Annotated in this window: 9 protein-coding genes; 2 read left to right on the top strand and 7 right to left on the bottom strand. The window is 47.7% G+C overall.

The genetic code is table 11. From position 1 onward, the window contains the following. Positions 1–17: 17 nt before the first annotated feature. From IM638_05660 to IM638_05635, 6 genes are all read right to left on the bottom strand, one after another. Positions 18–1,496, bottom strand: coding sequence for a T9SS type A sorting domain-containing protein (locus IM638_05660; GenBank protein ID MCA6362502.1), 1,479 nt, complete (start codon positions 1,494–1,496; stop codon positions 18–20). Between the two features lie 399 nt (positions 1,497–1,895). Beyond that, positions 1,896–2,423 (bottom strand): translation initiation factor IF-3, encoded by a 528-nt coding sequence (locus IM638_05655; protein MCA6362501.1) that lies wholly within the window; start codon positions 2,421–2,423, stop codon positions 1,896–1,898. 128 nt (positions 2,424–2,551) lie between these two features. Then, positions 2,552–4,501: a threonine--tRNA ligase gene (gene thrS, locus IM638_05650; protein MCA6362500.1), complete on the bottom strand. Its 1,950-nt coding sequence runs from the start codon at positions 4,499–4,501 to the stop codon at positions 2,552–2,554. 96 nt (positions 4,502–4,597) lie between these two features. After that, the gene (locus IM638_05645) at positions 4,598–6,211 is read right to left on the bottom strand and encodes a hypothetical protein (GenBank protein ID MCA6362499.1); all 1,614 of its coding nucleotides are present in this window, start codon (positions 6,209–6,211) and stop codon (positions 4,598–4,600) included. A 163-nt stretch (positions 6,212–6,374) separates the two neighbouring features. Then, entirely contained in the window at positions 6,375–8,126 is a 1,752-nt protein-coding gene (locus IM638_05640; GenBank protein MCA6362498.1) for an energy transducer TonB, read from the bottom strand. 9 nt (positions 8,127–8,135) lie between these two features. Then, complete coding sequence (locus IM638_05635) at positions 8,136–8,843, bottom strand: 16S rRNA (uracil(1498)-N(3))-methyltransferase (GenBank protein ID MCA6362497.1); 708 nt, start codon at positions 8,841–8,843, stop codon at positions 8,136–8,138. A 56-nt stretch (positions 8,844–8,899) separates the two neighbouring features. On the opposite strand from IM638_05635, the gene IM638_05630 reads away from it, so the two are divergent. Next, the gene (locus IM638_05630; GenBank protein MCA6362496.1) at positions 8,900–10,312 is read left to right on the top strand and encodes a B12-binding domain-containing radical SAM protein; all 1,413 of its coding nucleotides are present in this window, start codon (positions 8,900–8,902) and stop codon (positions 10,310–10,312) included. 2 nt (positions 10,313–10,314) lie between these two features. Here IM638_05630 and IM638_05625 read toward each other — a convergent pair whose 3' ends face one another. Further along, complete coding sequence (locus IM638_05625; GenBank protein MCA6362495.1) at positions 10,315–11,061, bottom strand: tRNA glutamyl-Q synthetase; 747 nt, start codon at positions 11,059–11,061, stop codon at positions 10,315–10,317. Between the two features lie 458 nt (positions 11,062–11,519). On the opposite strand from IM638_05625, the gene IM638_05620 reads away from it, so the two are divergent. Continuing rightward, entirely contained in the window at positions 11,520–13,247 is a 1,728-nt protein-coding gene (locus IM638_05620; protein MCA6362494.1) for a T9SS type A sorting domain-containing protein, read from the top strand. Positions 13,248–13,251 lie beyond the last annotated feature (4 nt).

The raw sequence follows: 13,251 nt of genomic DNA, 5'->3' as shown, positions 1-13,251 counted from the left end.
GTTGAAAACACACATGCTTAGTTCTTAATCAGTTTCTGCCAACTGATGCCTTCTGCTGTTTCAATGGAAAGCAGATATACGCCTGTTGAAAGATTATTGATATTCAGCGTGTTAGCTCCTGCGGGTAAAAGCTGGTTTTCGATGAGTGCGCCGGTGGCCGTAAAAATGCGGACTGTGGCGGGGCTGGTTGGGGCAGGCATAATATTAACGAGGTTGTTGGCCGGATTTGGCGCGAGCTGACACTGTGTTGCAGTAGCTAAAACTTGAGCACCAAGCGGTGAGGCACAAAACACGGCATTCAAGGTATCGGCCAGCGGTGTGCCTGCAATAACGCCCGAACCCGGTGCCGTTTCGAGATAATCGCCTGTAATTTCCCAGATAATGGCGCCACGTGCACCGTTACTTACAACAAACTGGGCTTTCAGGGCTATCGACTGCTCATTGTCATATGAAAGGAAAACGCCATTGCTGTTATTCAGCCACGGCACCTGAGCCTGATTGTCCCAGTTGAAGGTATATTGGCTCTGCTGAGCTGCAATTTCGTAATAAAGCGGCACGCCGTCGGGCGGGAAAGCTGTGGTGGCGGCATTGCCCGAGGTAGCCTGGCAGAGGCCGGTGAAGCCGGTTTGGCTACGGCCGTAGAACGCAACGCCCACATTAATTTTGTTTGCCGGTACGCCATATTGCTGGGTAAGCTGGGTAAACGCCGTACTGATGTTAAATCCCGGATCGCCGCAGGCCGGGGCATTGAGCGGTGAATTGTGGTTGGCTACTGCATCCCAGGCCCCGAAAAAGTCGTACGACATGAGGTTAATCATATCAAGCAGGGGCGTAACTGCAGCCCACTGTACATTGCTCATATTTGCGGCCGAAGCTCCTACTGCAGCCGTGAGCAGGTATTGTTCGTTGTTTACCAGTTCGAGTGCATTAAGCGAATCGCGCACCTGTTGCAGCAGCAGCGTGAAGTTAGCCGCATCTGCCGGCCCGCCATTGTGCGGCGCATAGCCGGGATATTCCCAGTCGAGGTCGATGCCGTCGAGATTATATTGCCGCACCAGCTCATTGCATGAATGTGCAAAAGCCGCACGCGTAGTCGGATTAGCCGCTATAGACGGGAAATTATTCGACCAGGTCCAGCCGCCTACTGAGATCAGCACCTTTACATTGTTGTTGTGGGCCAGATCTACAATTGAAGTGTTCGGGTAATAGGAAGGTGGTGTGGTGCTCCAGTTGATCTGTCCCATCAACAGGTTTTCATCGGCCCAGGAATCGCCGGTAACAATGTCACCGTTAGGCTGCGGATTGAAAAAGCAATAGTTGATAATGGTGTACTTGCTGTAATCAATGCTGGATGGATTTACCAGCTTATTGCGGTCATACCATTGCCAGTTTGGATAATAGCCCACTACTTCACGGCAGGGTTGGGCGAGGAGAATGGTTTGTGCCGGAAGCCAGCAAAGTAACAGCAGGGTAATGCGTTTGTAGAGTGTGTTCATATAAAATATGTGTTGAGCATAACAAATTTAAAAGCTGTTTCGTAAGAAGCATTAATCGGGTTAAAATGTGCGAAGTAATGGTTAGCATTTGCACATGCTGCCCTCTCTATACGCTTTCAAAACGAGTGCATTTGTTTTAATCGGGCAGCTTAAAGATACCTGTCAGTAATGCACTGCGAATGCTTATTCGATATCCTGCACAGATTTCGCTATGTTTGGTTGCAAACCGGCTTTTGGTGGATGTGGTGCAATATTGATTTTTCGGGTTGCGGTATCCTGACAGAAGTGTATGATGTGGCAGATAATGAACGAAGGGAATAATTGTAACCGGCATCAAAAAACAACAAAGGCCATCGCAGAAAGCGACGGCCTTTGAGCAATACTATAAAAAGGGATGGATTATTTCGCTTTCTTCTTAGGCGTGAGCATAATAGACATGCGTTTACCATCCAGCTGAGGCAGTTGTTCCACTTTGCCGAATTCTTCGAGTTCCTGTGCAAAACGAAGCAGGAGAATTTCGCCCTGTTCTTTAAACACAATGGTACGGCCACGGAAAAACACGTAGGCTTTTACTTTGGCTCCACTTTCGAGGAATTTCTGAGCGTGGTTTTTCTTGAAGTTGAAGTCGTGATCATCGGTGTGCGGACCGAAGCGGATTTCTTTAACCACCACCTTTTGGGCTTTGGCTTTGATTTCCTTTTGCTTCTTCTTCTGTTCGTAGAGGAATTTTTTATAGTCCACCACACGGCAAACCGGCGGCACGGCATTGGGCACAATTTCTACCAGATCGAGACCGGCATTACGTGCAATTTCAAGTGCTTTTTCGATCGAAAAAACACCTTGTTCAATGTCTTCGCCAACAACGCGTACTTCATTTACATCACGAATCTTTTCGTTAATGCGGTGAAGTTCTTCTTTTCGCGGCATACGTGGGCCACGGTTAAAGGGCGGGCGACTGCCACCACCGCTTCCTGCTGGGCGGGGCGGTCCGGGTGGACGGTTAAAAGGAGTAGCGATGTGAACCTCCGTTTTTAAGTGATACTTGTTTGAATTAACTATTTACTGAATGACTCCAGTTTTTCGCGGACTTCGGTATTGATGAGGTTGGCAAATTCTTCGGCGCTCATGGAGCCTTTGTCGCCCTCACCCTGGCGGCGAACGGAAACAGTTTTTTCTGCTGCTTCTTTTTCGCCGATGATGAGCATGTACGGAACTTTTTTCAGCTCGGTATCGCGTATTTTCTTGCCAATCTTTTCGTTACGGTCGTCAACGAATCCCCGAATATCGTAATTTTTCAATTGTTCCAGTACATTTTCCGCATCAGAAATGTATTTATCGCTGATGGGGAGCACGGCCACCTGTTCGGGAGTGAGCCAGAGCGGGAATTTGCCGGCGCAGTGTTCAATAAGTACTGCTACGAAGCGTTCCATTGAACCGAAAGGAGCGCGGTGAATCATTACCGGGCGGTGCTTCATGTTGTCGGCGCCGGTGTATTCGAGCTCGAAGCGTTCGGGCAGGTTGTAATCAACCTGAATGGTGCCAAGCTGCCATTTACGGCCAATTGCATCGCGCACCATGAAATCAAGTTTAGGGCCGTAGAAGGCAGCTTCGCCATATTCCACAACGGTTTTCAGGCCTTTTTCGGCGGCGGCTTCTACAATGGCGCTTTCGGCTTTTTCCCAGTTTTCGTCGGTACCGATGTATTTGCTGCGGTCGGTTTTATCGCGGAGTGATACCTGAGCCACATAGTCGGTAAACTCAAGCGCGCGGAAAACGTACAGCACAAGGTCAATTACTTTGCAGAATTCTTCTTTTACCTGGTCGGGGCGGCAGAAGAGGTGGGCATCATCCTGTGTAAAGCCGCGCACACGGGTAAGGCCGTGGAGTTCGCCGCTTTGTTCGTAGCGGTACACGGTGCCAAATTCGGCAAAGCGCACCGGAAGATCTTTGTAAGAGCGCGGTTTGCTCTTGTAGATTTCGCAGTGGTGCGGGCAGTTCATCGGCTTGAGGAAAAACTCCTCGCCTTCCTGCGGTGTACGGATGGGCTGGAACGAATCTTTGCCGTATTTCTCGTAGTGGCCGGAGGTAATATAAAGCTGCTTGTTGCCGATGTGCGGTGTAATTACCGGTACGTAACCGGCTTTGAGCTGGGCTTTCTGCAAAAAGTTCTGCAGGCGCTCACGCAGGGCGGCACCGGCGGGCAGCCAGAGCGGTAAACCCATGCCTACTTTTTCGGAGAAGGTAAAGAGTTCGAGCTCCTTGCCCAGCTTGCGGTGGTCGCGTTTTTTGGCTTCCTCAAGCATTACAAGGTACTCGTCGAGTTCTTTTTGCTTGGGGAAGGTAATGCCGTAAATGCGTGTAAGCTGCTTTTTTGTTTCATCGCCGCGCCAGTAGGCACCGGCAAGGTTAAGCAGCTTCACGGCCTTGATAAAGCCGGTGTTGGGAATATGCGGACCGCGGCAGAGATCGGTGAAATTGCCCTGCGTGTAGAAGGTAATTTTACCGTCTTCAAGATCCTGCAGCAGATCGAGTTTGTACTCGTCGCCTTTGTCGCGGAAAAAGCCAAGCGCCTCGGCTTTGGGCATTTCCTGACGCACATAGGCGTTTTTCTGGCCGGCCAGTTCGAGCATTTTTTTCTCAATCACGGGCAGGTCCTCATGCGTGAGCTTCCGGTCGTCGCCCAGATCTACGTCGTAATAAAAGCCGTTTTCAATGGGCGGGCCGATACCGAATTTGATGCCGGGGTAAAGTGCTTCCAGCGCTTCGGCCATAAGGTGAGCCGAGGAATGCCACATGGTTTCTTTACCTGCGGTATCGTTCCACGTAAGGAGTTTGAGCGATGCGTCAGCGTCAATGGCGCGGGTGGCATCCCAAACTTCGCCGTTTACTTCGGCTGCTAAAACGTTGCGTGCTAATCCTTCGCTGATCGATTGAGCGATTTGGAGAGAAGTGGTTCCGGCTTCGTACTGGCGCACAGAACCATCAGGGAGTGTGATGTTGATCATAAAGTAAGCCTGCCTACAACGCAGGTTTGAGTTTGTCTGCTGCAAATATAGGGAATGGGGAGGGGGAGATGCAAGTTGCAGGAAAAATAATATGTGTTACTCCTTTATGGCAAAACGAACGGGGATATACAACGAAACCGGCTGCCTTACGGGATTTTGCCACGGTGCACAGTAAATAAGCCGCAAAGCTTCAGTTTGCAGGGTAATGTACTGAGCCGAATCCTTCTCGATGTACGTGTTGCTTATGCTGCCGTCGGGTGCAAGAGAAAGAAAAATAATGAGTGTAGTCTCGTGGCCTAAATACCGATCGGCACCGGGGTAAACGGTTTGATCTTTCATAAATTCATCAAATGCAGTATTTCCGCCGGGATAAATATTATCAATACTTATATCATCATAAAGCATTATGGTGTTTGCCGGGAGGTCAATCGTTTCAACAGGTAAAAAATCTTCGGCTGTATCCGGGCTGCTCCATGGATTTTCGGGTGCAGCCGTGTTTGTGAACAGTTCATCAGGAATCAGTGCGGCTGCACTTTCGCGGAATGCTGTGGTTCCTGCCTTTACCGGCTTGCCATTTTTGTCGAATGCCACAACCGGAGGCACAAGTGTATCAGCTGCAATAGTTAGAATTAATGCAGGCATTCCGTTCTCATACCACACGTTTACTTGTCCCGAAACTTTTCCATTTACCCGGTTGATCTGCTTTTGTTTGTTCCCATTCGGATAATAGATAGTTTCTGTACCATGCTTTAAGCCGTTCAGCAGCGAATAGGTACTGCTGGTTTTACCGCTTTCATACCACATTTGCACGTTTCCCTCAGCAATGAGCGAGTTATTCCTCTGCGAATTGGTGTAGCGGGCAATAAGCTGTTTTTTTCCGCTGGCATAGTATTGGAATACAGAGTCGGGTACTGGCTGGTAAGGTGAAATGTAGTGGTCTGACCAATACTCCCGCTTAAGCAATACGCCTGAAAGCGGCTGATAATGAGAACTTACTCCTGTTAGCTTATCGTTTTTGTATTCGGCTTCATACACCACCTGATTATCTCTGTACACTTTCAGATAACCGTTTAATTTATCATTCACATAGAATTGTTCATAGGCAAGTTTCCCGTCTATATAGTTTTTCTCCAATCCATTCCTGAGGTTATTGCTGTAGTTTGTTTCTTTCCACACCTGCGTTGAAGTAATTTCAACACTCATCCCTTCCTTTACTCCGTTTTTATAAGTAATTGTTTCTGTTATTTCTCCGGGATGACTTGAAGAATAAGTAGTCCAGATACCATCTTTTAGTCCATTCTCATAATATTCAGTCTGGTTCAAGTTGCCGTTATTGTAATAGCGTTTTACAAACTTAATTAGTTTGCCTTCATAAACAATGCGTTCGCCCGGATTACGAAATCCTTCAGGGTAAACGTGGCAACTGTCGGCATTGCCGTTGGTGAACCAGTATTTGCGTTTCAATGTGCCGGTTATGGTGTAGTAGAGCTGCATGCCATGCAATACACTGTCGCGATAATTTTCGTGTGTGAGTAGCGTGTTATTCAGATAAATTTTTCGTGCACCGTGCAGTTTATTCAGGTGCCATTCTTCGGTTCGGGTTAAGCTGCCATTGGGTGCGTAATACATCCACACGCCTTCGCGTAAATAGTTTTTATTCTGGCCGGTATATTTAAGTTGCTTTGAGCCGCTGTAATACACTTTTACCATGCCGTTTTTTTTACCATGCTTTTTTTGAGTGGCTAGCAGAGGATTGGCCGAAAAAGCAAAGAGAAAAAGCAGTAAAATGAGGCGTAGAAGTTGAGAAACGCTAATTTGTGTATTACGATTGCACATAGCAGGTGTTGTATGGTTGGGATTACGACAAGGCAATTCAATCCGGCAGCTCAAAATTCACCATCACGGTAATAGCCACACTTACCGGTTTTCCGTCTTTTACAGGAACTTTCCAGGGCATACTGTTTACCACTCGCATCGCTTCTTCGCGCAGCATAAACGATTTCAGTGGTGAAAAATCATTGCTCACGTTGCATTTTGTGATTTTGCTGTTTTCATCCAGTACAATTGTAACATCAACAGCTCCAAAGTTTCTGAACACTTCGTCTGCAATGGGATAAACAAGTTGCTGACGAATATAAGCCTGTATGGCCGAATCGCCGCCGGGGAAACAATCGGCAGCCTTGTAGTAAGGGTTTATATCGTTGTTTATGCGCGGAGCCGGTTCACGAGGAGCTTCTGCAACCTCATAAACTTCTTCTTGGGCATAGTCATCTCCGGCTCTTGTTTCGAGTATCTCGGGTTCTTGTTCAAGTGCATGAAACCAAACATCCTCAGGTTTAAACTGATTTACAATTTCAATGTATTCCTTTTGCCCATTCGTTGCGGGCTTTCCGTTCTTCAGCCACACTTTGGGTATTAAACTAACTTCGTTATTTACGGCTGTAAACTCCATGGCTTTTTGACCATTTTCATGCCAGAACAATGCTTTCCCGTTTAGCAGACCGTTTGCATAAATCAGTACCGATTTCTGTTTTCCGTTCTCATAATAATCGTTCACGATATACTGATTCCAGTCGGCCGAGTAGCGAGCGGTTTGCTTCAATTTACCATTGTCAAACCATTCACGATACACATGATATTCGGCTTCGGGATTAGCTGTATTGACTTGCCGCAGCCAAATATCTTCACGAGTTTTAATTCCTTGTCGGTTGTATGAAAAAGCCGAATCAACTAATGCAGCCCCGCGTTTATCTGTCTTTGCAGAAAAGTATCTTTTACTGTAAATGTGGCCGTCGATTTCGGAATAGACTTTGGAAACACCGGTTTCAGTTCCGTTCACATAATTTATTTCTTCAATCGATTGACCAAATAAATAGGTTTTGTTAAGTCCATGCAGTTTGCCTTTTTTAAATGTGCCTTCCGCTTTCAGATTTCCATGAATATAATATTTGTAAGGGCCATGTAATGTATCGTTCTCGTACCAGGCTTCGAGTTTTTCGTTGTAACCCGACTCGCTGCAGAAACCGTTTTTCTTTCCGTCTTTGTATGTGATGAACGATTTTAAAGTAGTATCGTTTGAGCGGTCGGAATAGAATTTCCAGACACCGGTTTTCTTTCCTCTATCGTAGTATTCCGTTGTTTGCAGTTGTCCGAGATAATTATAACCACGAACAGCAATCACTTGTTTGTCAGCATAAATTTCAGCTCTGCTGTACATAAAATTACCCTCGTTAAAAAAGTGGGCGCTGTCGGGATTTCCGGCAGTGAAAAACACCATGCTTTTCAGCTTCCCCGATTTGTAGAAATAGTGTTGCGTTCCGTCGGGTTTTCCGTTGCTGTAATGTTCTTTAGAAATCATTACGATATCCATGAAAACTTTTCGCTCACCGTCCAGCACACCGGCTTTGTAGTTATCAATACGCGTTCTTTTACCTTGGGTTGAATAATATATCCAAGTTCCTTCTTTCACGAAATTCTTGTTTTGACCGGTGTACCAAACTTGTTTGGAGTTTGGATAGTAAACCGTAACTGTTCCGCGTTTTTTCTTTTCGGGATCTTTTTGGGCGGAGAGTGTTGCCGTACTTGATGTAATCAGCAGCAGGCAAAGTAAAAATCTGGTAATCATATTTTGGGATTAACTATTCACAAAATGCACCGCTGCACAAGCCGCAAATGCAGCCGTTTCGGTGCGAAGCCGGGTATTGCCGAGGCTCACGGGTTTGGCACCGCGTTGTAGAGCAGCTTCAATTTCGGCTGCCGAAAAATCGCCTTCCGGGCCGATGAGTATAACCACATTGCCGCCTGCCTTAGCGGCTTTGTGTAGCGGAGTGCGTTCGTTTTCACTTACGCAATGGGCAATGAAACAGGATGTGCCTCCTGCAATTTGCCCGATAAACTCAGCAAAGCGAACAGGGCCGCTGATTACGGGCATCCACGCCTGCTGCGATTGTTTCATGGCGGCCACGGCAATTTTTTCCAGCCTTTCGGTGCGGAAGCTGCTGCGTTCAGAATGTTCGCAGTCGAGCAGGGTGATGGCATCAATGCCCAGTTCGGTGGCTTTTTCCACCAGCCACTCAATGCGGTCGCTGTTTTTGGTGGGGGCAACTGCCAGATGCAGGGTGAAATTGCGGCCTGTGTCATGTTGTGTGTGGCTCACCACATCCAGCACACAGCGTTTAGGATGATTATCAGCCACCACGGCGCGGGCTTTTGTACCCCGACCATCGGCCAGTTCCACTTCATCGCCCGCCTGCAAACGAAGCACACGCACGGCATGTTTCGATTCTTCTTCGCTAAGCTGAAGCTGAGGCCCACTCAGGTCGGGAAAATAAAACTGATTCATCGCTGCAAACTTACACATTCGGCACAACTTCCGTATCTTGCACAACCCTCTTGTGCATGAAGAAAACGGTTGTGCTATATAATCCCGATGCGGTGTATTACACCATGCCGCTTGCCTTGCTGGCCATTGGCTCGTACCTCGATGCAAAGAAGTACGAGGTGGTAATTATTGATGGCCGGCTGGAAAAAGACCCGTTTCCGAAAATAGCCGAAGCCCTTGGCCGCAATGGCGTTTGCTTTGCCACTACAGTGCTTACCGGTCGTCCCATTAAAGATGCGCTGAAGTATTCGCAGGCCGTAAAAAAGGCTTTTCCGCAAATACCGGTAGTGTGGGGCGGCTGGCATCCTTCGCTTTTTCCTGATCAGACGCTGAATGCTTCCTGCGTGGATGCTGTGGTTATCGGGCAGGGTGAAATACCGTTTGCTGCGCTGGTTGATGCCTACGCTTCAGACAAAACGCCCGAAGGCATTAAGGGCGTAAGCTATAAATTGTCTGATGGCCGCATCATTCATAATGAGGCGCAGCCTATGCAGGACATCAACACCTTTCCCGCATTCAATTACAACCTCATTGATGTGCCTGCTTACATGAAACTAAGCGGCCGCAAACAACTCGATTATATCTCCTCGCAGGGATGCCGTTTCCGCTGCACGTTTTGTGCTGATCCGTTTATGTACAAACGCGGCTGGTATGGTTTCGATCCCAAACGAATGGGCGATGAAATTGAGGCCTTGTGGAAACAGTATCAGTTTGAGCATATCCATTTTCAGGACGAAACATTTTTCACCAACACCAAACGTGTAAAAGCAGTAGCCGAAGAGTTTATTGCCCGCAAACTTCCGGTAAGCTGGTTTGGCACCATGCGTGCCGATCAGGGCGTGCGGCTTGATGATGAGGTCTGGAAACTTTGCAAGCAATCGGGACTCGAAAAAGTAATGATCGGCATGGAAGCCGGCACGCAGGATATGCTCAACTGGATGAAAAAAGACATCAAAATTGAGCATGTATTTGAAGCGGCCGAAAAATGTATCAAATACGATATTGCCATCAATTTCAGCATCATTGTGGGTTTTCCCGGCGAGAGTGAAGAAAGTATTTCGGCCACGCTCGACATGGTGAAACGCCTCAAAAAAATGAGTCCGAAATTTCACATGGGAATTTTCTACTTCAAACCCTATCCCGGAAATCCAATTGCCGATGAGCTGCGCAGCAAGGGCTACACATTTTCAGACAGCCTCGAAGCATGGAGCAATTTCGATTATGTAGATTCGGGAAAGAGTGAGTGGATAAGTGCGGAAAAAATCCGTGAAATTGAAAACTTCAAATTCTATCAGCACATTGGCTGGCACAGACGTGTGCCGGGCGTAGTGCAGCGTATTGCCCGGTGGCGGCTCGAACGCAGCAATTATCGTTTTCCGGTAGAACGTGTGCTTAAAGAATGGCTCGTGGCCACGCCCAAAATGTCGTAACGTTAAAGGTGGTGCTGATTTGATTTCGACAATTTATTTCCCTGTTCGTCTGTAATCAGATCGTGATGCAGAAAGCGGGTTTGCAGAAAACTTTCGTAGCCTAAATGTTGGGCCAAAAAAAGCTGTGCGGCTGTGGAAGGCAGTAAATCTTCTCCGCGCACAATGTGCGTGATCTCAAAAAGTGTATCATCAACCAGCGAGGCAATCTGGTAGGCTGCAATGCCATCGCGGCGGCGCACCACAAAGTTTCCGGCTGCGGCGTGCAGGTCAATTTCCACCGCACCGCGTTTCTCATCGTTGAAGCGGATAATGGTGTGCGGCGGCACATTTACACGCCAGGCTGCATCGGGCGTGGAAAGCGGCATATTTTGCTGGTGGCAGCTGCATTCGCCTCCGTTGCAGCTGAGTGTACGCCGCGAGCAGGTGCAGGCATAAATCAGGCCGGGGATGCTGCTCAACGCGTCAAGCGCATTGTTGTAGTACGCGGTGCGCAAACGCTGCGACCAATGCTTTTCAAATTCATCGGGCGTTTGCGGGCCCAGCTGCCAGCTTATCTGAAGGCGATGCAACGTGTGGAAAATATCGGCCACATATTCCGGCCGCTTACGCACATCGTCGAGATCATCAATGCGCAGCAAAATTTCGGCGCCCAGCTCTTTTGCCCACGCAGCAGTGAGCGTAAACGAATATTCGTTGCCGCTGTGTAAAAAGCCGCTTGGTGTAGGTGCTATGCGTGTGCGTGTGGGCATTGATGTGGTAAAGTTAACAGCAAACCGGTTATGTATAACCCAGATTTGTTGCATGTAAATGTGCCGATTTACTGCTGCTGTTTTTGGGCATGTATGTTCAGCTTTTTGCAGGAAACTAATTAGAACTCATCTCAAAATTATCCTTCCGGCTTTTTCACTGCGTATTTTTTGATCTGGCTTCACATCCTTTCTTGCCCAGAGCATCTAGCTATGCGCTGCGAAATGATATTCGCCATATCAAAAAATACTTGGAAAAATCTCGAAAAACAATTTTGAGATGAGTTCTAATCAGGAAGCTAATATTTCATTCATATATATATTCATAAGAGGTTGTAAATGATGTTTTTGAAGAAAAATAGCAGGTGATATTGAATAAATGGAAAGCAAATAAAGTGCGATCACATCTTTGCTGAAATAAAGAACTATGACCAATTTTATTCAAAAATACAATCAGACGTATGAAATTCTGTTTCTTTAGTTGTTTCGCATTACTAATTCAACCCTTATTTGCGCAACAACCCGTTGTAAGCTGGGCAAAGCAAAATGGCTCCGGCGATTTTGAGCGCGCTGCTGTGGTAACTGCCGATGCACAGGGAAATGTGTACTCATGCGGAAAGTTTGAGAGTACGGTTGATTTCAATCCGGCACCGGGTTCGGGAAACAACATTTACAACCTTGCCTCACAGGGAGGAACTGATGGGTATGTGCAGAAACTGGATGCTGCGGGTAATTTTGTGTGGGCTTTGCAAATTGGTGGTTCTGGCGGCGATGAAGTGAACGGGATGTGCATAGATGCAGCAGGGAATATTATTGTAACCGGATTTTTTACAGGAGTAATTGATATGGATCCGGGAGCAGCAACGGTTATGCTGGGCTCTTCGCCTACATGGGTTTCTGATGTGTTTGTAGCCAGTTTTTCGCCGCAAGGACAGTTAAACTGGGCAAAGGCACTCAGCGGTCCGGCATTGGAAAGTGCAATGAGTGTGTGCCCCGGAAGCAACGGACAGTCTGTAATTGCCGGTTCGTTTGAGAATACGGTTGATTTTGATCCGGGCCCGGCGGTAAATGCGCTCACGGCTGCTGGCAGCAGCGATGCGTTTGTGGTAGTGCTTAACAGCATGGGTAATTTTGTGTGGGCCAAAACCTTTGGCGGCAGCGGATTCGATCAGGTAAATGCGGTGCGCAGCGATGCGCAGGGACAGATTGTGGCTGCCGGACAGTTTGAAGACAGTGTGGATTTTGATCCGGGCGCAGGTACATATTATCAAACCAGTGCTGGCCGCATTGATGGTTTTGTGCTGCAGCTTGCTTCAAACGGCGCATTTAACTGGGCCGCTGCGCTTGGCGGACCGGAAAAAGACTATGTAAACGATGTGGCCGCTGATGCCTGGGGCAATGTATATCTCACCGGCAAAATTATTGGCAGCGCCGATGTGGATCCCGGCTCCGGCGTATATACACTCAACGACAGTCTGCTTTCGGGTGGCTGCATGGTGGTTAAACTCAACGAAAGCGGCAGTTTTGCCTGGGGCTATCTGCTTGCCAATTCGGCTCCGGTTGATGGAATGGCCATTGAGATGGGCCTCGACGGCGCACTTTATCTAGCCCTGAATTTCTTTGATACGCTTGATGCCGATCCGTCGGCAGCCGTGGCCAATTACATACAAAACGGCTCATCCGTTGCAGCCGATTTTCTGGTGCTGCGCAATGATACAGCCGGTCAGTTCAACTGGGCATTTTCCATTGGCGGGATTTACGATGATTTTGCGGAGGATATTTACATTAACCAGCTTGGTGTGGTGTATGTAACCGGTCAGTTCACCGGATCAACTGATTTTGATTATTCGCAGAATAATCTGGTGCTTACTTCGGCGTGGCAAAACAGCGATGTGTTTGTAGCACGCTATGATCAATCGGGTGTAGGAATTCCGCCGGGAAATACATTGCTTTCAGGAATAAAGGTATATCCCAATCCGTTTTACAGCACGCTGATGCTTGATCTGAGCGGTTTTTCGGGAAATGTACTACTTGAATTTACCGATATGTGCGGACGAACAGTAAATACAGCACAACTTACGGCATTGCCGCAAACACAATACACTCTTGATTTGCCCGCTGGTGTTTACATGCTTCGTGTTAGTGATGCACAGGGCAAAACAGCTGTTGAGCGGGTATTGAAACAGTAACTGG

The organism is Bacteroidota bacterium, assembly GCA_020402865.1.
In the GTDB taxonomy this organism is placed as follows: domain Bacteria; phylum Bacteroidota; class Bacteroidia; order Palsa-965; family Palsa-965.
Note: the sequence above shows the minus strand (reverse complement) of the source record. Positions and strands in the feature narration are given on the sequence as shown.